We start from the raw sequence: 22,043 nt of genomic DNA, 5'->3' as shown, positions 1-22,043 counted from the left end.
CTCTCCCCTCCGATAATTAGAGTATAACATATCCAGCTAGGACTCTATTAAGTAATCTGAACAGTACCTTTTTCCAAACAAAGAATATTTTCCTTTTGGAAATAAGATAATAAATGGTTGTGGCATGTGAAAAATAGAATCTGATTATGTTCCAATCTACTAAGAAGTTCAATTACCTTTTGCGTTCTCTTCGTATCAAAATTAACAAAGCTATCATCAATTATAATCGGAAACTGATACTTTTCATAAAGACTCGTAGCCAAGGCCAAGCGAATGGAGACATATAACTGCTCAGTTGTTGCTTGACTTAGTTCATTTGCTTCAAAGACAGTGTGGTCATTCCGTTCAACTAAAAAACCTGTCCCTGACTTCTGCAAATGGATTCTAGTGTAACTTCCATCTGTTAAAAAATACAGATACTCCTCTGCCTTGGAAAGCATCCTTGGCAAATGAACGTTTTTATATTTATCAATTGTTTCCTTCAATACCTCTTGCGCCAAACGATAGACAGACCATTCCTTTGCTGCCTCTGCCAATTCATAGTTCTTTTGTTTAAATTGATGGAGGATGTCAGTGTACATCCCGCCCTCCTCGAGAACTTGAATTTCAAAATTATTGGCAGCCACTTCATCCTGAACCTTCTTTAACTTTTCTTGTAAATCTTTTATTTCAAGATCCCATTGCTTTATTAACTCTGCACTGTCATGTACGGACAAAAATCCTTCTTTATCCTCTCCTGAGAGAATAGAATATTGTAGCTGATTTTGTAGATGACGACGTCTCTCAAGCAGTTCTTCTTGCTTTTTAGCCTTTTCCCCCAAATTATAGAATTGCTGTTCCGAATCTACTTTGGCAGCCAGTAAGAGTTTAGTATGTTCTGTTTGTAAAAGTTCTAGTTCCTGCACTTTTTGATTTAAATCTGCTTTAAGTTCTTCTAGCTTTAGGACTCTCTCTTTGCTCATGATAAGCTTTTCATGTTCTTCTTTGAGTTTGTTTCGTAATAGATAGGCAGAATTGTGTAAATCAAGGCCCTTTTCTTGTAAAAAGCGTGTTTCAAATGATCTTAAGCCCTCCTCTACTAAGGAAAGTTGTTGATTAATTTCTTTTATCCTAAGTACAAACTGATTTTTATCTCGTGTTATGGATTTATACTGTTCAATATACTCGAAAGCCTCGTCTAAAAAACTGTTTGCAATATAACCAGGAATATTTAATTCTTTACTTATGGAAAGAATTTTTTCTTTATTTTGTGCTGCTGCCAATTCCCATTCTTCAAATTTAGAAATGATCTTCTCAAATTGGGATTGCTGCTGCTTAAGCTTCAGTTTTAACAATTGCAGTTCTTGACGCCTTTGATTATCAAGGATTAATTGATTCTCGAGTAATGTAATATCGAGATATTGGGATGATTGAAGTTTTTCTTGCAATATTTTTTCCTTTTCTTTTAGGCCATTAATCGTTTGCCAAATGCTGTCCTCTTTAGTCTGCTTCCCTCCTTTTACCAAAAAGTATACCAGCCCAATGCAACCTAACACGCCAACGGCTAGCAGAAACCATTGCTTTGTAAATAATCCATACAAAAATACTCCGAATAGAATTAATTCAAAGAGAAGTAACTGAAACTTACGGTCGCTCTTTAACTTGTTTTTGGCTGCTTGATTTCGTTCATGTTCTTGTTGATAGAATTCTATTTTGTCTTGTATCGATTTTATTTCCCATTCTAGGCTTTTTTTATCACTCTTCTGATTTAGCTGCTCCTCGAGTAATAATCTCTCTTTTTGCGGCAGAATCTTACCCTCAGCACCACGAACCTCTTTTTCTATTTCATCAAGTGCCCTTTTTTCTTCTTGATACTGATTGTCTAATTCGTCCTTCACTTCTTCTAGTTTTTGCTTTTTACGGGTAACCATTTCTACTTGATTTTTCATGTAGATATTTGTATTAATTTTTAGAATTTCATTTTCGGACAATGGCAAATGAAGTTTTTCTCTTGTTATCGAGAGCTTTTCTTCATAATCTCTGAGTTTCCGTTCAGATTGCTGTTTCTCATTCCTTAATTGCTCCATAATTGGAACTTGGTCAAGCAATGTTAAAATTGAAGGCTCGTTTTTAAGAAACTCAAGATCCGGATTAATACCAGCTAATTCCTCCTGTAAACGTTCTACTCTATTGGCGATACTCGTAATCTCCGCTTTATACGGATGGATCAGCTGATTTATTTTTTCCATTCTTTCAATCCCACGTGCTGGGAAATCGATTGCACCTAACTCGTTTAATTCTTTTTCGGTCCAAATGTCTTCCTTTACAACAGATTCAACTCTCTTCCATTCTTTTATTTTATTGATCCTTTCGCCTGTTTCCTGAAGCGTATCATTTATTCGAAGGCTCTCTAGCTGCAATGTTTCACTTTTCCGTTGAAGTTCTTCGTATTCGTTATTTTTGGCTGCAGCCTTTTTTAATTGACCCTTTAGTTCATGAAGTTCCTGTAATTTTTCATTCAAAATGGGTTTCTTGCCTGATGGCTTAAAACGAACATCTAATTCTTTTTGTAAAAAGCTTTCCGCTTTGGATAGCTGCTCAGTACCCAAGGTTCCGGCTGAAAATAAAAACTTACCAATCTCTTCCCCCTTCATTTGGTGAATGTTCTGAAGCCCCTGTAAATTAAAGGAGAAAACGGCTTGGAACAAACTTTTATCAAAGTTTCCCAGCAAATGTTTTAAGAGCTCATCACCGCCGACAGCTCCACTATCCATCATCACCTTTACATCCCCTGCGGCTTTCCCCTTGACACGTTCAATCACAGCGTATCCATGCTCTTTATGATAAATTCTAAGTTTACCACCGTACTTAGTGCTATGTTTTGGTTCATAGCGCAGCTCGGATGACTGTTTGGTAGGAAAACCGAATAAAATGCCATGAATAAAGGCCATCAAGGTTGTCTTTCCTGCTTCATTCTCGCCATAGAAAACTTGAAAATCTGAAAGAGACTTTATCGTTACATTTTCTAATTGGCCGTATCCATATATGTATATTTCAAGAATTTTCATGCCTCTGCTCCTTTAATTAGGCCTGATAAAGTAATTCAATTAATAATTTTTCTGCTTTCTCAAGCAATTCATCTTTCTCTTCTGTTACTAACTGTGGTAAGTATTTTCTTCCTAATGGATGCTCAAAGAGGGGCGCTAATGCCTGCTCAATTTGGTCAAACTGATCAATGGTCTCAAATAGTTCTCCATAGAAATTGGCTTCGGTCTTTATTTTTTCTTTATCGATAGGTAATTTTTCCGTCAATTTCAAGTCCGTCACCCAAACAAAGGATTCTTCTTCAGTTTCATCTTCTAAAAGAAGATCAAGCAATTCATTATCAATGCTTTTTTGTTCACGGGAATCAGCAAGCTTCATATTTTTCAACAGAAAGGTTAACAGTGTACCAGTATGTTCCTTTCTTAGTCCATTAATGGCTGTTTGGCATAAATGAAAGAGATCGTCAAAACTAACTGCGGTCTCTGCATTAACGGTTACTTCCTCCCAAATAATATCGGAGGCCTCAATATAGTCCATTGTTGCATCCAAATCTGTAAAAGAAACATGATAAAATCCTTTACTACCAGACTCTTTTTTATTTCTTCCTTGGATATTGCCGGGATAAATAATGGGCGGGTTCAAAGACAATTCAGCACGTTTATGGATATGTCCAAGCGCCCAATAATCAAAATTTTTCTGGACAAGGTCTTTTACTGTAAATGGAGCGTAATTATCGTGCTCTGTCCCGGAACTTTCATTTCCATGGAGGATACCGATATGGTAATCTGCGCCATCTTTTTTTTGGTACTCATCTATTTTCCGCTCAAAAACATGTCTTGTTCCATAACTAAAACCGTAAAGATGAACGATTACACCACTTTTTGTCTGCAGCTCCATTGTTTCAACCTTGCTGCCGAAAACATGAACATTTTCTGGCATGTCAAGGTGAACCCAAGAACCGTTTAAATGGTCATGATTTCCGTGAACGATATAAACAGGGATATTCTCTTCGCTAAGTTTAAACATTTCCTTCCGGAACCGAGCTTGTGCACGTAAACTGCGATCCTCACCATCAAATATATCCCCAGCAATAATGACAAAATCAACTTGCCGCTGAATTGCAGTAACGGTTAGTTTTTTCAATGCAGTAAACGTACTGTCTTTTACTCTAGTGAAGATATTCTCTGGCAAATGCTTAAACCCAACCATCGGACTGTCTAAGTGAAGGTCGGCTGCATGAATAAACGATATTTTTTTCATAAAATATTCCTTTCACCATCTTTTCTCCATTGTAGCACCTTTACCACAAAAATGCGAATGCATGTTCTAAAATAAAAGAGTCTTACCAAAATGGTAAAACTCTTTTGATCTTATTCCTTTTTTGTTAATTGTAATGCCTTTTTAATGTCTTTATAAGAGTTAGATTTTCCATACATTAAGACACCACCGCGGTACACTCGGGCACCAAAAATAGCCAGTATCGATATGGTTGCTATTAGGATGATTATTCCTAAGATTGCCTCCCAGGCCGGGATCGTCAACATACCAACACGCAAGAACATAATCATCGGTGTGAAGAAAGGAATATAAGATGTTGCAGTTATAAACGGAGCGTCAGGCTTACCTAGACCAAACATGGCAATCATAAATCCAGCAACAACTAATAAGGTCATCGGTGTAATCATCTGCTGTACGTCTTCGATCCGACTGACTAGGGACCCCAAAAAGGCCGCGAGTGTGGCATAAAGAAAATAGCCGAGAATAAAGAAAATAACAGCGTAGACGATTGTCCCAGCAGGAATTCCTCCAAATCCGTACACACCGAAAAAGCCATCCTTTAATGATTCCATATTTCTCGTAAATGAATAATAGCCAACCAACAAGAAAGCGGCCAATTGTGTCAGACTTAATAATCCAATTCCGACTATTTTTGCAAACATTTGTTTAATTGGAGAAACACTTGATATTAATATCTCCATAACACGTGAAGATTTCTCGGTTGCAACTTCCATCGCAATCATGTTGGCATACATAATAACGGCAAAATAGATAACAAATAGCAAGACATAGACTAACCCTCTTGCCTGATTTAATTCCTCTTCCGTCTTTGCATTTTTCTCAAGTGCGATTTTCTTAAAGGAAACGGGGTTATATAGCTTTTGGAGCTGCTCTGGCGCCAAATTAATCTGTGAGGCTGCAAGCGTCGTTTTAAGCTGCTGCAGACCTGTTTGAAGATCAGAATATAGGGAAGAATCGGCGATACTCTTGGCTTTATAGGTAGCTTCAGGTAACTTTTGCTCGTTTACACTCAGTTGAATAACCCCTGCATACTCACCTTTTTTGACCAGTGTTTCTGCTTGTTCTACACTGCCCTTGAAAAAAGTCAGTTGAATTTCTTTATTAACACTTTTTACTTGCTGCTTAAATGGCTCGTAAAGCTGGCCGGATTGGTCGATTACGGCAACCCTTTCCTTACCGCCATTTTTATCAAATAAATCTATGATATTATTAATGTTAGTTATCGCTAAAACGATGACTATGGTTAATAACGTCGTGACAAGAAACGATTTCGTTTTGAGCTTGTTAAGATAGGTATGAAATAAGATAATCCAGAAGCTATTCAAAGGAATTACCTACTTTCTCAATAAAAATATCATTCAATGAGGGCTCTTCTAGCGCAAACTTGCGAATAAACCCTTTATCAACAATTTCTTTAAGGATTTTTCCTGCAACATCCTCCCCTTCAATTTGCAAGTGAATGCCCTCCATGGTCACTTTAGATTTAACTACCCCAGGGAAACTCTTTAATGAGTCTAAAGAAAAATCGGCATGTAGCACTAAATTCTTTTTGCCAAATTCACGTTTGATTTCCTTTAAGGAACCACTTACGACCGGACTCCCTTTATGTAAAATGCATAGATGCTCACACATCTCCTCTACATGCTCCATCCGATGACTCGAAAACACAATCGTTGCTCCATTTTCCTTCAAAGTTAAAACTGCTTCTTTTAGCATCTCCACATTAATAGGGTCAAGTCCGCTGAACGGCTCATCTAAGATTAATAATTTAGGTTTATGGACCACCGCGGCAATAAATTGGATTTTCTGCTGGTTTCCTTTCGAAAGCTCTTCAACCTTTTTATTCTCATAATCTAGGATTTTAAAACGCTCTAACCACGATTTTAGTTCAATTAATGCTTCAGTCTTTTGCATTCCTCTTAATCTGGCTAAATAGACAATTTGATCACGTACTTTTAATTTAGGATATAAGCCTCTTTCCTCAGGCAAATAGCCAACCAGATGGCTGGTGGAATAGTCAATTGGTTGATCATCCCAAGTAATACGGCCAGCCGAACTGTCCAGCAGTCCTAATATCATTCGAAATGTCGTCGTTTTACCGGCCCCGTTTGCCCCTAAGAAACCAAACATCTCTTTTTCAGGAATCGTTATCGATAAATCATTAACAGCTGTAAATTGACCAAACTTCTTGGTAACATGTTCAAGTTTGAGTACCATATTACGCACCCCTTTCCTTCTTTAATACGAATATACCATAATTTGGTTTCGGTTTATTTTTTTGAAAAATTCAAAGAATTGTGTAAAAATAATATAAAGGTGGAAACGACTGCATTGGTAAACGCCGACTCCAAAATAAACATTTATATATAAGGGGGATTGTCGATGAGAACGTATAAATTAACAGTCTTTGAGGCAAATGGGGAAAAATTATTAGATGAGAGTCTTCAAGCCGGGAATGATGAGGCAGCAAAGAAACAAGGGGAACAGCTTTTACAAGAGAAACAGTTGCTAGAAAAGACACATCGATTAACCTCACCTAGCGGCAAGCTTTTACTATTTCATTCTTAAAACAAAGAAGCCCAAGGGCTTCTTTGTTTGTTTTATTTTCCTATAAAGAACGGCTTTCTTTTTTCGATAAAAGCCCTGATACCTTCACGGTGGTCAAGCGTTTCCCGCATTTTTTGCTGGCCGTATTTTTCTAATTCCAGCACTTTAAGTAATTGTGGACGATTCTTCTCAGCCATTATTTTTTTAGTTTTAATCATCGCCTGAACCGGTCGGCTCAGCCAATCTTGCACCCTTGCCTCTAGCGTTTCTTGAAGGCCCTTTTCAGCTACCTCTTGGATTAATCCCATTTTAAATGCTTCGTCAGCACTTAACATTTTTCCGTCCCAAATGACCTGCTTAGCCATCGTCTCTCCTAATCTTTTTTCCAAAAAGAAGTGTGCCCCGCCATCGGGTATTAAGCCAATACCAATAAAATTCATCGCCAGCTTACTAGTTTTGTCTGCAATAATATAATCAGTGGCCAGTGCCAAACTAAATCCTAAACCTGCTGCCGCACCCGAAACAGCACTAATAGTTAGTTTTGGCAGGCTATACAGGGTAATAATTAATTCGCTAATGCAATCCATTACAGGAAAGAAATCACTTTCATTCATATTGGACAGCATTGTTTTAATATCTCCACCGGATGAAAAGGCTCTTCCTTTTCCTGTTACTACTAAAATATCAATCTCATCTGAATCACTAATTTCCTTCAGCTTATAAACTAGCCCCTTGATGACGTCCGTATCCATGGCGTTTAATGCATCTGGCCGGTTTAATTCAATGGTGGCAACACGATTATTCACTCGCAAATTGACCTTATCTGTTTCAAAATTAATTGACATGGGAAATCTCCTCCCCTTTATTATTCACTCACTTTCATTATATATGGAAATGATTAGAATAAAAACAAGCTTTCTAAATATATTGAATTTTAACGGAAAAGCGGAAGCGCCTTGACCAGGGGCTGGAGCTGGAAAATTCTCAAGGTCAAATTTTCTTTCTTATAATTAAAAATCTCCTGCTTAAATTAAGCAGGAGATTTTGATTAGAGACCAGTACTTTTCCATCCTGACCTTTATTGGCTTCTAAAGTTGCCTTGATATCTCTGTTTTTTAATTTTTAATGATTTTCATTTTTCTTAAGAACTCAATTGGCTGCTGCTTGCGGAAGTGTTCTTTTACCATGTAGGCCACACCATGTTCATTATTGGACCTTGTTACCCAATCGGATGACCTCTTGACCTCAAAGTCGGCATTCCACATCGAAACTCCTAAACCCGCTGCTTCGATTAACGGGATATCATCAAGTCCATCACCAATATATACCATTTCACTTCGCTTGATTCCTAGTTGATTGCCTAAGTATGATAATCCTGTTAGCTTGGAAACACCCACTGGAACAATATCAAGCCTGAGTGAATCCAATTGAATCACATCAATCTCTGTAAACATTTTTCTTAATGCTTGGATGGCATCATTAAGGTCCCGCTCATCTTCAAAATACACCTCTATTTTTGGAGGCGTTACCGGCTGGTCGTGTAAATACTCACTTAAGGTAGACACAAATTGTTGGGAATAGAAAACGGGGTCTCCTGAAGTAAACACAGTTTTGGCCAGTAATTGATTATGAAGCTTTAATTTATTTGCTAATGAAAATTGCTCGTGGACTAGCCTAATTTGACACGGCAATGCCTCTAAAAAACGAATCGTATCATACGTAATGTCCTCATTAATTCTTTTTACATATACTGGTTTCTCTAGGGTATTTGCAATAAATGCCCCTTGGTGGGTAATAAGCGGTGCTGTTATTTTTAACGCCTTCGCCACCTTCTTGGCTGAAGGGAAGCTCCGTGATGTAACCAATGTTACATAAATTCCTTTTTGCTGAACATATTCAATTGCTTCCCTGGTTGATTTATGAATTTTGCCATTCGATTGTAGAAGCGTGCCATCGATATTTAGCGCAAGCAAGCGATAAATCATTATGTTGCCCCCTGTTCTTGGTGAAAATGCCTTTATATCACTTTTATGACCTTTCACTCGCATATAGAACAGAAAGAAAAGCGGAGGCGCCTTGAACAGGGGCGCAAGGCTACAGACGAGCCGGCGAGGAGGCTGTTCTTTAGCCCTTCTTGACGGATTGGCTTATGACCCCGAGCCCCTAGGCGCTGCAGCTAGACAATTTTCAAAGTGATTCCTTTTATTGCATTTTATAGAGCAAAAGCCTTCGGTTTTAGGACCGAAGGCTTTCAACTAATCTTACAGATTTCCGTATAAATCTTCCAATGGTTTCATAATAACTTTGTTTAATTCGCCAATCACCATGCTCATTCGTTGTTCTGCGTCCATTAGCCGGGCTATTTTTTGATTCTGCTGAACAAGGGCAACAGTGGATTGTGCCTGCTGGACTTCCTGTTCAGAGATATTTTGGCCCATCATTTGTTTTTGCTGCAAATTCATTTGCATTTGACGGAACTGGTCAAACATTTGTTTTGACTGAGGGTCTTTATTTACTTCGTTATAGGCCTGCTGTAATTGTATATACTCATTACTTTGACGAATTGCAGTTTCTAATGCATAGGCGGAATCATATAAATTTACTGCCATTTTAAGCCACTCCTTTTTGTATAAACATCTTCACAACTATAACAAACTATTCAATTAAATGCGAGAATGTTCAAATCACCTTTCCTCAAGTATTTACATAAATTACTTATATCAACTAATGCCCAAGATCCCAGTAAATGAGGAGTGATTATGTCATTTTCGTTAACCTCGATCCTAGTCGTTCCAATAAAATTATCAGACAAAGATCAGGATGTTATCCAGATGTCTGCCCAATTGTTTAAGCTGCTCCAATTAAATATGCACGAGATAAACGTCTCGATTGGCAGAAGAACCATTCCAATAAAAGTTCAAACCAAAGACTTAACAGATAATACAATCTATTTTCCCGAAGATTTAATGGAATCTTTTTATCTCCCCATTCACCCTCTTAAATTTCAAGCAATGGTTCTTCCCGAGAGTCAAACATTAAAGCTCGGACCTGTCGCAGCTTTATTAACAGATTCAATTGATAACCAAAATAATGAACCTTACTTTCGTTCCATACATTTGTTTTGTGAGGAGCTTCAACAAGGAATTAGTGAGACTGGCGGGTTCTTTTATGTTTTTTCCTATCAACAGTTTTTAAGTCAAGGATATTACTTGATAGATGGAAAATGGACGGCTGCACAGCTGCCTGCCCCTGATGTCATTTATAACCGGATTCATTCAAGAGCTCTAGAGTATAAAAAAGAATTCAAACAATTTCGAGCAAAAGTGAATCAATTATTGATTCCGTTTTTTAACGACCGTTTTCTTTCAAAATGGGAAGTATACGAACACCTAAAAGACATAAGGAATCTTGATTCCTATCTGCCGAAAACAAAGCTTTTTTCGAAAGATCATTTTTATGAAATGACACAAAAATATGGCACCCTGTTCCTAAAGCCTATCCATGGAAGTCAGGGCAGAAATATTATTAAGGTAAGTCGGGAACCAGATTCCTGTTATTCTCTTGAAACCTCATTAAAATCTGGGCCGGCTAAACAAAGAGAGTTATTTTCATTGGATGAAATATTCCAACAAATCAAGCCACTTATCCATAATCGAATTTATATTATTCAACAGGGTATTTCATTGATGTCCTATCAATTATCTTCGATGGATTTCCGAGTTCTATGCCATCAAAATCTGGATAATAATTGGCGGGTAACTTCAACTGTGGCACGGATTGCCGGAAAACAAGAATTTGTCTCTAATTTAGCAAGAGGCGGCACCCTTACACGACCATTAAACGCATTAAAGACTTGTCTAAACGATAATAAAGCCGTAGAAGTTCTAGCCCAAATGAAGGAATTGGCACTTGAGACTGCCTCCATTATAAGCCAAAATTCACAAGGTATTATTGGTGAACTTGGTATTGACATTGGTGTTGACCAAGATGGAAAACCATGGTTAATTGAGGTTAATTCGAAGCCATCCAAAAACTTTGAAGATGGCTTAACAAAAATTAGACCCTCTGCCAAGGCCATTATACAGTTCTGCACCATTCTTGCATTTGATATAGCTGTTATGAAGGAGGATATATAAATTGCTAACATTTGGTATTATGACATTAAATATGGAAAGTGAAAATGCTTATATAAACGAGTTGGCCAAACGTGCAGAGTTATTGGGAATGGAGGTATTCCGGTTCATCCCATCCGATATCGATCCCCATGACCTCCATGTAAAAGGGAGGAGGTTTGATTCAAAGTCAAACTCTTGGATCCCTTGCCAAGCACCCGTCCCAACTATCATTTATGATCGATGTTTTTACGGAGAGGAGGAACATTCCAAACTATGCCTGCCCATCGTAACCTGGTTAAAAAGCCGTAGCGATATTACATTTTTAGGCTATGGCTTACCTAATAAATTCGAACTATATCAAGCTTTAAAGACTACTGCCCTATCCTCCTATTTACCTTCAACACAAGCTGTCTCAGATGTTGAAAGTGTTTTAAAGGAACTTACTTTAAAGAAAAAAATTATATTAAAACCGATCAATGGTTCCCAGGGGTACGGTATTTACTATTTAAAGAAAAATGAAAAGACGATTCATGTTAAAACAGAAAAGCAAAAAAGAATTATTTCACGGATTTTTCCAAATGAGGCAAGGCTTATTCAATGGTTAACACTTTTATTGAAACAGCGCCATTATCTGCTGCAACCGTATTTGGAGCTATCGAATAAGGAACACAAACCCTTTGATATTCGGATTTTGTTGCAAAAAAATGAGCTGGGAATCTGGGGTGAACAAGGGCGGGGAATTCGGATTGGAACTACGGGCGGTATTCTATCAAACCTAGCTGCCGGGGGGACCGTAATTAATTTTAAAGAGTGGCTCGTTTCCCTGCCGCCGGCTAAGGCTGAATATATAAGGGAGGAGCTTACTTATATACTCAACTGCCTCCCTATTACCTTAGAGAGTGCGTTTATGCCACTATTTGAAATTGGTGTGGATATTGGCATTGCCAAAGACGGATCGATCTGGATTCTTGATATAAACTCTAAACCAGGAAGGAAGGTCCTACTATCTACAAACCCTGAATTACAAGAATCTCTATACACCAAACCGCTCCTTTACGGAAAATACCTTTCAGAGACGGATCAAACGGAAAGGAAGGTCTATTATGAGAAAACATTATCTCATTGAAGTTGCACAAAATGATCAATTAATCGTCTTTTGCCCTTCTAATTTAATTCAGGATAAACAGATTAAAAGAATTGCTTTTGGCTCAAAATCAATGGATGTGGAATTTTTTCCTCATCCTGATAAAAATGACCGAATTGTCATTAGCAGAAAAATCCAAGAGACGATTCAGTTTCCTTATTTTAAAGTCCCCTTACATGCCTTTCTAGAGGATGAGGTTCTCTATATTGGTCCGTTAGTTGGCATATTTACTGCTGGTTTTACTTCATACCCAGAACAGCCTATTGGTGAAAGGACCTTGTTTTTTGCGAAACTCCTTTCTGTAAATCGCTCTGTCGGTGCGCTTGCCTTTGTTTTTGGGGAACAGCATATTAATTGGGAGTTGGGTACGATAGAAGGATACTTTTTTGAAGAGAATGTTTGGCAAACAATCGAAGTCCCTTTCCCAAATGTTATCTATGACCGCCTGCCGAATCGAAAAAGTGAGGAAAATCCTAAATTAATTAAAGTGAGAAATCGTCTCCAAAAAGAATATCTGATTCCTTGGTACAATCCCGGTTTCTTTAATAAACTTGATATCTATGAAAGACTGCAACAAGACTCTTCCGTTACAGCCTACTTGCCAGAAACTTTTCCATTTACGTCCTTTTCTTCAATCGAAACGATGCTATCCAAGTATGGTCATATTTTTATAAAGCCAAAGAATGGCAGTCTTGGTCATGGTGTTCATCAAGTCATCTATGACAAACACACTGACGATTATTATTGCCGGTATCAAGATGAAGCAGGTGTTAATCGTTTACGTAAATACTCAAGCTTGGAACGATTATTCCAATCGGTGTTTGCAGCACAATCACTAGATAGAATGTTAGTCCAGCAAGGGATCCATCTGCTTAGAAATGATCAACGTTCGATTGATTTCCGCATTCATACTAATAAGGACGAAAACGGTGAATGGCAGGTAACAGCCATTGCCGGAAAAATTGCCGGTCAAGGCAGTGTAACCACCCACGCACGAAGCGGCGGGGATATCAAAACAATTGGCGAAATTTTCCCTAAGGAAGAAGCAGAAATTTATCGTGAAAAACTAAGTAACGCCGCGCTCTTGCTAAGTAAAGCACTCGATAAAAATATCGAAGGAATAATTGGTGAGATTGGCTTTGATTTAGGTATTGACCGAAACGGAGATGTTTGGCTTTTTGAAGCAAATTCAAAACCGGGCAGGTCGATCTTTAGTCATCCGGAATTAAAAGAATTTGATTTATTAACCCGGAAATTATCGATTGCCTTTGCCGTTTTTATAACGGAGCAGTCCTTATTACATCCAGAGGAATTATTTAAATGAAAAGTAACAGCACGCCATTGATTGGAATCTTGACAGCAAGTAAATCAGATGGAACCATTGCCGGAAATGGTCCACTTTTTATAGAATTACAAAAGAAGCTTATTTCACTTAATGGAATAAGCTTTGTCTTTATACCGGAAGAAGTGGAAACTAATTATATAAACGGATATTCCTATTCGCCTGAAGAAAACTGTTGGAAAAAAGGATCCTTTCCTCTCCCGGATCTTGTCTATAATCGCATCCCGTTTCGTTCTTCAGAAAAAGATGAAAAGAGTCAATGGTTATTTGCGTACTTACAGGAAAAGAAAATACCTTTTTTTAATCCTTGTTTTATCGATAAATATAAACTTTTCCAATTATTAAAAAAGGATAGCATCCTTCGAGAGTATTTACCAGAAACCATCCTTGTGCAGGAGCAATATGAATTATTAGACTTTCTAAAGAAATTCGGGGGTATTTATTTAAAACCTACGCAATCCTCAAAGGGAAAAGGTATTGTTCGTTTAAGACTGAACGGCCCTTCAGAAATTCAACTTAAGGGCATTAATAAACAAGACAGCTACCCATCCTTTACTCATTTTTGGGAGAAATGGGCCGAAGAGTTATTTAAGAAACAATATCTAGCCCAGGAAGAAATTCTTTCGGCAGAGTATGAAGGCAAACGTTTTGATTTTCGTATCTTAGCACACGGCAATCAGGATAATTATACTCTAACAGGTGTGGGAATCCGGCTTTCCCAGGAGCAGGAAATCACAACTCATATCCCAACAGGAGGCAGGCTCCTTCCCTATCACCTGTTGCAATCAAATGAGCATGATGAATTTTTTCAGACGATTATTTCTAATATCGGTAAATCACTGTCCAGGCAATTTGGTTACTTCGGTGAGTTTACCATTGACGCAGGATTAAGTAAAACAGGTCGATATTATATTTATGAGGTAAATTCAAAACCGATGAGCTTTGATGAAACGGATATTGAGGAAAGGAAAATCGAAAACCTGTGCCGCTTATTTCTCCAACTAATAGACGAATCTTCCTGAGTTTTAAAAAAAGGATATCCATCATCTATAAGACAAGGTAAGCTATACTTATAACCGTCTTTAAGGAGGATGTTTCCCATGCTTATGCACTTTCAATATAATCCGTTATTTTCAAATCAAAATATTCCTGGCTGGTCAATTTCCTTTTATTATAAAAAAAAGAGATATACCGGTATTTATCACCAAACTGGAACCATTGAATGGACTGGAACTGCGCCAGAACAAGTGGACCTTGAACCATTAAAGAGCCAAATTCATGAATTAATGCTTTTTCATGTTTATGAATAAAGAGAAAAATGCATGAACTCTCACCCTTTGCCTCACACTAAGGTAATAATCTCTTATTGTGCAAGGGAGTATACCCTGAGCCAAAAAGGATAATGATTCAAATGATTCATTTTTTAGGAGGAAAGGGTGACTGTGATGAGTAAAAATAATATAACCAGTAATGAATCAGCCTATGAAGGCAGAGATAAGGCTTATGTAGATGTAGACCGTATGATCAATGAAGGCTTGTCCGGAGGTTCAGTCCATGCCCGCCAGGATGCTGCAAATATTGAAGAAGCGCATGATCTTCCTAAAGAACAACCACCAGCAGAAATTGAATAATGGTGTAGTGGCTGTACCTAATAATTTAACAGGTACAGCCATTTATCTTTTATGCGCTGCCACACTATTGGTATAATATTGCCTAAAGCCTGAAAAATTTAATAAACGGGGAAATAAAACATGATAAAAAAATTATTGTCACTCTATCAAAATTCCATCCTTTTTCCCAGCAAGCCTGAAAATCCATCAGAACGGTTTCTTTACTTTTGCAGTGAATCAGAGGATGAATGGATTGGAATTCCTAAAACAGAGCTAAATGAACGGGAATTAAACCTCCTTACAGTACTCTATACTTTGGTAGAATTTCCAAGTTCAAACCTCCACCCAACTGTAAAAGCGTGGCATGATTTTCTATATTCAAATGGTCCCATGCCTAGTCATTTAGCTGGAAATTCTCTAAGAATAATTCAATTCAACATAAACGGAGCTGAAACAAATCAGCCTGAAATAGAATCAGCTTTGAAAGGTTTTTTCACTGAAGATATAATCATTTTTTGGGAAGGCGGAAGCCGAGGGATTGTGATAGAAGAGAAGAATACGATGTCACTTTCAGAGGAAGAGATCCTTTCAATGTCCGAAACACTAGAAAGCGATTTTTATGTAAAAATTTCTTTTTACATCGGTAAACCAATCCTTTTTTCAGGGCAGTTACCTAGCAAATTTCACCAAGAGAAAGAGTATTTTACATTTGCCCTTTCACAAATGGGCTTATTTAATATCTTTACGTTTGAACGGGTATTACCTGCCTATTTAGCCTATCAGTTGCCCCCTGAATTAAAAGCAAAAGTTAGTCAAGAAATTATTGACTTATTTAACGAGGATTATGAAATGTTTTCAACGATTAAAGTCTTTCTTGAAAACAATTTAAACGCCAGCATGACAGCCAAAAAATTATATATTCATCGAAATACGCTACAGTATCGAATTGATAAATTTGTTGAAAAAACAGGTATTAGCCTCAAAGATTTTTACGGAGCTTTTACCGTCTTCTTAGCCTGCCTCCTATATGAACAAAAAAAATGACAACATGCCCAAAAAAGCGTTTTCACTTTTTGTGCAACCTGTCCATATGTAAATGTTTTCATTCCCTGTAAACTAAAGATACAACTTACACAGGGAGGAAGAAAAAAATGGCTGAATTAAAATTAGATCATATTTATAAAATTTACGATAATAAAGTAACGGCTGTACAGGATTTCAACTTGCATATCGAAGATAAGGAATTTATCGTGTTTGTAGGTCCATCTGGCTGCGGTAAATCTACAACACTTCGAATGATCGCTGGACTTGAAGATATCTCAAAAGGCGACTTTTACATTGATGGAAAAAGAGTAAACGATGTAGCTCCTAAAGACCGTGATATCGCTATGGTATTCCAAAACTATGCTCTATATCCACATATGACTGTATATGATAACATGGCTTTCGGATTGAAGTTACGCAAATTTCCAAAAGATGAAATCGACCGTCGTGTTAAAGAAGCAGCAAAAATTCTTGGCTTAGAAGCTTATTTAACTCGTAAGCCAAAAGCACTTTCAGGCGGTCAGCGTCAGCGTGTTGCCCTAGGCCGTGCGATTGTTCGTGACGCAAAAGTATTCTTAATGGACGAGCCATTATCAAACCTGGACGCTAAACTTCGTGTTGCGATGCGTGCAGAGATTGCTAAGCTTCACCGCCGTCTTGATACTACTACTATCTACGTTACCCACGACCAGACAGAAGCGATGACAATGGCAACACGTTTGGTAGTTATGAAAGACGGTGTTATCCAACAGGTTGGTTCTCCTAAAGAAGTATATGAAAAGCCTGAGAATGTTTTTGTTGGCGGCTTCATCGGTTCACCTGCAATGAACTTCTTTAATGGTAAACTACAAGATGGAAAATTTGTGATCGGTAATACTACGATTGCTGTTCCAGAAGGAAAAATGAAATTCCTTCGTGAGCAAGGTTATGTTGGAAAAGAAGTAATCCTTGGCGTACGTCCAGAAGATATCCATGATGAGCCTGTCTTTATCGAAGCATCAGCTGGAACAAAGATTAAAGCCAATATCGATGTTGCCGAGTTAACTGGTGCAGAATTAATGGTATATTCTAGTATCAGCGGTCAGGACTTCGTTGCTCGTTTAGATTCACGTGCTGATGTTCACCCTGGACAAACTGTTGATCTTGCTTTTGACTTAAATAAAGCACATTTCTTTGATGCTGATACGGAATCTCGTATTAGAACAATTAATGAAAGATAAATATTAAAGAGAATCTGCCCCGTTATCTAAGGTAACGGGGTTATTCTTTTATAAGAATCACTTCATCATGATGACAGGCCGGGCATCTATATAGATGCGGGCACTTTTGACCTGAATTCGTATCTGGATATCCATCCTCAAGCTTCATTAAATCAATTTCCATATAGGGGCTGTAATCATCAAAAAAATCAATGAGCCTCCCCGCTTCTAACATAGGTTCTCCGCAATTCGTACACATTAAATAGACTTCCCTTAATCCATTACATACCGGGCATATTGCCACTATTCTTCACCCTTTTATTTATAAGATAATCTTAGTTTGTGTTAACTTAACCTTCATATGTAATGGAATAAATTTCTAATTTATTTTTTTGAATAGAACTCTAAAAATTAATCATAATAAAGATTACAAAGCAACAATTACACCGATGGATGAAGCCAACAACAAGGGTAGTATCCGGTGCAACTCCGGATCATCCAACCAAAATGAATTATCTCCAATTACTAATATTCTTTATCAGCAACATTGATAATATGGGTTAGGCCAGGTGGCAATATTATGGTTCAATTCCATACTGACCCCAAAATTAATAAGAGGAGTGTTATTCAACTATGGCAAGTAACAACAACTCTAATCAACTTTTAGTACCAGGCGTAGAACAAGCACTTAACCAAATGAAGTATGAAATTGCTCAAGAGTTTGGCGTAAATCTTGGTGCAGATACTACTTCACGTGCAAACGGTTCTGTCGGAGGAGAAATCACTAAGCGTCTTGTAGCTATGGCAGAATCTCAACTTGGCGGCGGATTCCAACGCTAATCTTTAACAAACTTTATTGTACAAATTAATAATATGGCTTAGCCCCCTCCTATTGACGGAGGGGGCTTTCACTGTTACACCATCTTTTCAGGCTGGATCCACTCAGTAAATTGTTCTTCCGTTACGTAACCCGTTTTAAGTGCTGCTTCTTTTAGGGTACTATTTTCCTTAAAAGCAAGCTTTGCAATTTCCGCTGCTTTTTCATAGCCAATATGTGGATTAAGCGCTGTAACTAACATTAACGACCGCTCCACATTATTTTTAATCTTTTCTACGTTTGCTTCAATTCCTATTGCACAATTTTCATTAAAGGACCGAATCCCATCGCTAAGAAGCCTTATTGTCTGAATGAGATTATAAATAATAACTGGTTTAAAGACATTTAACTCGAAATTACCTTGACTGGCAGCAAAACCAATTGCAGCGTCATTTCCAAAAATCTGGCAGGCAACCATCGTTAAGGCTTCGCTTTGTGTTGGATTGACTTTTCCCGGCATAATGGAACTTCCCGGTTCATTTGCAGGAATACTAATCTCACCTATTCCACTGCGTGGTCCACTAGCAAGCCAACGGACATCATTAGCCATTTTCATTAAATCAGCAGCCAATGCTTTTAATGCACCGTGCACAAAAACAATTTCATCATGACTTGTCAGTGCATGAAATTTATTATCTGAAGATTTAAAGGAATAACTCGTTAGCTTGCTAAGTTCCTCAGCCATCATTTGTCCAAATTGTGGATGGGCATTAATGCCTGTCCCTACCGCTGTTCCTCCTATTGCCAAATTCAATAGATGCAGGCAAGCTCCCTTAATCATCTGTACATCTTTTTCAAGCATCGCCCTCCAGCCGCTGATTTCCTGGCCAAGGGTAAGTGGGGTTGCATCCTGTAAATGGGTTCTGCCTATTTTGACTATGTCAGCAAAAGACTTCTCTTTTTCTTGTAGAGTATTTATCAGTTCTAAAATCCCTGGGATTAAGTGACTTGTAATTTTCATATAAGCTGCTATATGCATGGCTGTTGGGAAAGTATCATTCGAACTTTGAGACATATTTACATCATCATTTGGATGAATTCTTTCTGCTCTTCCCATATCGACAAGTTTTTGGTTTGCCCGATTGGCGATCACTTCATTGACATTCATATTAGATTGGGTACCACTGCCGGTTTGCCAAACTAGTAATGGAAAATGCTGATCATAATCCCCATTATGTATCTCATTACATACGTTTACGATGATACTCATTTTAACTTCATCAAGCTTCCCTAATTTTGAATTAACGATCGCCGCAGCTTTTTTAATAAATGCCAGCCCATAAATGACTTCAATCGGCATTTTTTCTTCACCAATTTTAAAATTTTCTTTGCTCCGCTGTGTCTGAGCTCCCCAATATTTATCTTCGGGAACTCGAATTTCACCTAGAGTATCCTTCTCAATTCTAAATTTGTCCAAAACCTTCCACCTCACATTTTCGACTACTTCAATATATATATCCATTGTTACCTAATTTATTAACATCGCAATGATTTCTTTTGTTAAATAAAAAAAACTACAGACACATGTCTGCAGTCTAAGATTTAATGAGTGTATATCCAATAAAATAGGAAAGAATTAAAAAACTACCAATCGCTAGTACAACCGAGTATTCTGACATATACATCCCACCCCTTGATTTTGTTTTTAAAATATCATAAAGACAGGATGCAGCAAGTGATAAAAATTACACCTTTGTGACTTTGAAGTGAATTTTTTTTGAATATATAGCTTTTAGGAAGTGACCGGTAGACATCCATTAAAGCAAAACCCTCTCTTCCCGGCAAATTCGTTAATCAATAGGTCCTTTTCCTTTATTCTTCCACTTTTTATTCCACTTCTCGATTTGTTTATTCCATCTGTCTTCCCACTTTTGGACTTCATTGTTGAAATGCTCTTGAAAATTACTTTTCTCTTCTTCTTTTTTCCTTTTTTCTATCAATGGAGCGATATGTGGGACATTAAAACGCTGGCTTGGGGTGCCCTTTAATGCTTCTTCCATCACTGTACGAAAGACAACAGCTGAACCAGTTCCACTAGCTGGGGTTATATAATGATCAGCGTCTGTTTTATCATAACCGACCCATATCGCACCGACTAACTGTGGTGTATAGCCGACAAACCATTGATCCTTCAAGCCGTTTATTCCTTTAATTGGTACCTGCGTAGATCCTGTCTTCCCCGCTGTTTCCCTGCCAGGGATTTGCGCTGCTTTTCCTGTTCCTTCTTCCACTACACCAAGAAGCATGGTCGTCATATTGTCGGTTACAGCTTTTGATGTTACCCTGATCTTTTTTTCTTTCCACTCGGCGACTGCATTCCCCTCTGAATCAACGATTTTTTTAATTACATGCGCCTTAATCCGACTTCCTTTATTAGGAAAAATAGAAAATGCCTCGGCCATATTTAAGGGTGATACCCCTTTATGCAAACCGCCTAGAGCCATTGATAAATTATTATCCTCTTTATCCAAAGGAATCCCGAACCGCTTAACAGCATCAACTCCCTTTTCAATCCCTAATTCATTTAAGAGCCACACAGCAGAAACATTTTTTGATTCCTTTACCGCTTCATACATAGGAACCTCACCTGCATATTGATGGTCATAATTACTTGGCTGATAAGATCCAAACTTCATTGGTTTATCCTTTAGCATATCGGTAATCTTCCAGCCTTGCTCTAGGGCTGGTGTATATACAACAATTGGCTTAAACGAAGAGCCCGGCTGTGCCTTTAGTTGGGAAGCACGGTTATACCCTCTAAAGGTATGCTTTCCTCTTCCACCAACAATGGCCCTGATCCCGCCTGTTTTTGGGTCAAGTAATACACCGCCGCTTTGGACAAGGCGATCCGTACTTTTAGGAAATAGGGAGCTATTTTGATAGGTTGTTTCCATTGCGGTTTGCATTTTTGGATCAAGTTCCGTATAAATTTGGAAACCGCCAGTTAATAATTCATCCTGTGTAAAGCCATATTGCTTTACAGCCTCATCTAATACTTGATCAACGTAATAAGGGTATTTTCCACGAAACGGATCGCCTCCTCTATTCATTAAGACAACCTTGTTCGCTTTTGCCTGTTGATATTGCTCATTATCGATAAAACCTTGCTTCTTCATTTCAGATAAGACTAGATTGCGTCTTGCTGTTGCCTTTTCCATATGCTTATAGGGATTTAGAGCTGATGGCGCCTTAATTAACCCGGCAAGTAGGGCAGATTCACTTACTGATAATTCCTGCACATCTTTCGCAAAGTATTTGCTAGCCGCTTGTTTAACACCATAGGCACCATTACCAAAGTAAATTTGATTCACGTACATTTGAAGGATTTCCTGTTTAGAATACTCATGTTCAACAGCAATGGCTAAAAATACCTCTTGTAACTTTCTTTTCAGTGTCTTTTCTGACGTAAGAATCGTATTTTTGGTTAATTGCTGCGTAATCGTACTGCCTCCTTCAACCATCCCTCCTGCCTTCAGGTCACGAAACAGTGCACGTGAAGTTCCGATTAAATCAACTCCATTATGCTGGTAAAATCGATGGTCTTCAATCGAAATAATGGCATTCTTCAAGGAATTCGGGACTTCCTTAATTGGAACCCCTTCATTCTTATTAGCAGATACCTTACTGGCGATTTTTCCACTTACATCATAAAAAACAGTCGGCTGTGGCAGCTCATTCTTTAATCCTGAAATATCTGCATCCTTTGAGAAATAAGAAAGAAGACCGAAAAAGACTAACACTAGAATCAATATCAACAACAAAATCACTTGAAACAAATGCCACTTCCTCAACTGCTTAAAAAGACCGATTACTTTATCTGTAAATATCACTATGAGGACATC

Annotated in this window: 20 protein-coding genes; 10 read left to right on the top strand and 10 right to left on the bottom strand. The window is 37.9% G+C overall.

What is annotated here, in order from left to right:
- Window positions 1-47: 47 nt before the first annotated feature.
- From COD92_RS12330 to COD92_RS12315, 4 genes are all read right to left on the bottom strand, one after another.
- Window positions 48-3,047: an ATP-binding protein gene (locus COD92_RS12330; RefSeq protein ID WP_098996367.1), complete on the bottom strand. Its 3,000-nt coding sequence runs from the start codon at window positions 3,045-3,047 to the stop codon at window positions 48-50.
- Between the two features lie 16 nt (window positions 3,048-3,063).
- Window positions 3,064-4,284, bottom strand: coding sequence for a metallophosphoesterase family protein (locus COD92_RS12325; protein WP_098996366.1), 1,221 nt, complete (start codon window positions 4,282-4,284; stop codon window positions 3,064-3,066).
- A gap of 110 nt (window positions 4,285-4,394) precedes the next feature.
- Window positions 4,395-5,648, bottom strand: a complete 1,254-nt coding sequence (locus COD92_RS12320; protein WP_098996365.1) for an ABC transporter permease — start codon at window positions 5,646-5,648, stop codon at window positions 4,395-4,397.
- A complete protein-coding gene (locus COD92_RS12315; RefSeq protein ID WP_098996364.1) occupies window positions 5,641-6,540 on the bottom strand; it encodes an ABC transporter ATP-binding protein in 900 nt (299 codons plus the stop codon). Before COD92_RS12315 ends, COD92_RS12320 begins: the two co-directional genes overlap by 8 nt.
- Window positions 6,541-6,705: 165 nt before the next feature.
- Between COD92_RS12315 and COD92_RS12310 the strand changes: the two genes are divergently transcribed.
- Window positions 6,706-6,891 (top strand): YhzD family protein, encoded by a 186-nt coding sequence (locus COD92_RS12310; RefSeq protein WP_098529749.1) that lies wholly within the window; start codon window positions 6,706-6,708, stop codon window positions 6,889-6,891.
- A 32-nt stretch (window positions 6,892-6,923) separates the two neighbouring features.
- On the opposite strand, the gene COD92_RS12305 is transcribed toward COD92_RS12310, so the two are convergent.
- The 3 genes from COD92_RS12305 to COD92_RS12295 all read right to left on the bottom strand — a co-directional run bounded on the left by COD92_RS12305 (window position 6,924) and on the right by COD92_RS12295 (window position 9,479).
- Window positions 6,924-7,715 carry an enoyl-CoA hydratase gene (locus COD92_RS12305; protein ID WP_098529748.1) on the bottom strand — a complete coding sequence of 264 codons (792 nt, stop codon included), beginning with the start codon at window positions 7,713-7,715 and terminating at the stop codon, window positions 6,924-6,926.
- 270 nt (window positions 7,716-7,985) lie between these two features.
- Complete coding sequence (locus COD92_RS12300) at window positions 7,986-8,855, bottom strand: Cof-type HAD-IIB family hydrolase (RefSeq protein WP_098529747.1); 870 nt, start codon at window positions 8,853-8,855, stop codon at window positions 7,986-7,988.
- A 276-nt stretch (window positions 8,856-9,131) separates the two neighbouring features.
- Complete coding sequence (locus COD92_RS12295) at window positions 9,132-9,479, bottom strand: YlbF/YmcA family competence regulator (RefSeq protein WP_098529746.1); 348 nt, start codon at window positions 9,477-9,479, stop codon at window positions 9,132-9,134.
- 150 nt (window positions 9,480-9,629) lie between these two features.
- Between COD92_RS12295 and COD92_RS12290 the strand changes: the two genes are divergently transcribed.
- From COD92_RS12290 to COD92_RS12255, 8 genes are all read left to right on the top strand, one after another.
- Window positions 9,630-11,006: a YheC/YheD family endospore coat-associated protein gene (locus COD92_RS12290; protein WP_098529745.1), complete on the top strand. Its 1,377-nt coding sequence runs from the start codon at window positions 9,630-9,632 to the stop codon at window positions 11,004-11,006.
- A 1-nt stretch (window position 11,007) separates the two neighbouring features.
- Entirely contained in the window at window positions 11,008-12,111 is a 1,104-nt protein-coding gene (locus COD92_RS12285) for a YheC/YheD family endospore coat-associated protein (protein ID WP_098529744.1), read from the top strand.
- Entirely contained in the window at window positions 12,089-13,453 is a 1,365-nt protein-coding gene (locus COD92_RS12280; RefSeq protein ID WP_098529743.1) for a YheC/YheD family endospore coat-associated protein, read from the top strand. Before COD92_RS12285 ends, COD92_RS12280 begins: the two co-directional genes overlap by 23 nt.
- Window positions 13,450-14,493, top strand: a complete 1,044-nt coding sequence (locus tag COD92_RS12275) for a YheC/YheD family endospore coat-associated protein (RefSeq protein WP_098529742.1) — start codon at window positions 13,450-13,452, stop codon at window positions 14,491-14,493. Before COD92_RS12280 ends, COD92_RS12275 begins: the two co-directional genes overlap by 4 nt.
- A gap of 78 nt (window positions 14,494-14,571) precedes the next feature.
- Window positions 14,572-14,781 carry a YheE family protein gene (locus tag COD92_RS12270; protein WP_098529741.1) on the top strand — a complete coding sequence of 70 codons (210 nt, stop codon included), beginning with the start codon at window positions 14,572-14,574 and terminating at the stop codon, window positions 14,779-14,781.
- 135 nt (window positions 14,782-14,916) lie between these two features.
- Window positions 14,917-15,102 carry a hypothetical protein gene (locus COD92_RS12265; protein WP_098529804.1) on the top strand — a complete coding sequence of 62 codons (186 nt, stop codon included), beginning with the start codon at window positions 14,917-14,919 and terminating at the stop codon, window positions 15,100-15,102.
- Window positions 15,103-15,222: 120 nt separating this feature from the next.
- On the top strand, window positions 15,223-16,125 hold the full coding sequence (locus tag COD92_RS12260) for a PucR family transcriptional regulator (protein WP_098529740.1): 903 nt from the start codon (window positions 15,223-15,225) through the stop codon (window positions 16,123-16,125).
- A 107-nt stretch (window positions 16,126-16,232) separates the two neighbouring features.
- A complete protein-coding gene (locus COD92_RS12255) occupies window positions 16,233-17,345 on the top strand; it encodes an ABC transporter ATP-binding protein (protein WP_098529739.1) in 1,113 nt (370 codons plus the stop codon).
- Window positions 17,346-17,385: 40 nt separating this feature from the next.
- Here the strand turns inward: COD92_RS12255 and COD92_RS12250 are convergent, their stop codons facing one another.
- Window positions 17,386-17,583 carry a hypothetical protein gene (locus COD92_RS12250; RefSeq protein ID WP_480254070.1) on the bottom strand — a complete coding sequence of 66 codons (198 nt, stop codon included), beginning with the start codon at window positions 17,581-17,583 and terminating at the stop codon, window positions 17,386-17,388.
- Window positions 17,584-17,957: 374 nt separating this feature from the next.
- On the opposite strand from COD92_RS12250, the gene COD92_RS12245 reads away from it, so the two are divergent.
- Window positions 17,958-18,164: an alpha/beta-type small acid-soluble spore protein gene (locus COD92_RS12245; protein WP_098529737.1), complete on the top strand. Its 207-nt coding sequence runs from the start codon at window positions 17,958-17,960 to the stop codon at window positions 18,162-18,164.
- 74 nt (window positions 18,165-18,238) lie between these two features.
- Here the strand turns inward: COD92_RS12245 and fumC are convergent, their stop codons facing one another.
- Both fumC and COD92_RS12235 read right to left on the bottom strand, forming a co-directional pair.
- A complete protein-coding gene (gene fumC / locus COD92_RS12240) occupies window positions 18,239-19,663 on the bottom strand; it encodes a class II fumarate hydratase (protein ID WP_176541165.1) in 1,425 nt (474 codons plus the stop codon).
- Between the two features lie 328 nt (window positions 19,664-19,991).
- The gene (locus COD92_RS12235) at window positions 19,992-22,031 is read right to left on the bottom strand and encodes a transglycosylase domain-containing protein (RefSeq protein WP_098996363.1); all 2,040 of its coding nucleotides are present in this window, start codon (window positions 22,029-22,031) and stop codon (window positions 19,992-19,994) included.
- Window positions 22,032-22,043 lie beyond the last annotated feature (12 nt).

The sequence above is a fragment of the Bacillus sp. AFS037270 genome (genome assembly GCF_002585305.1).
This window is presented reverse-complemented; position numbering and strand designations above follow the sequence as displayed.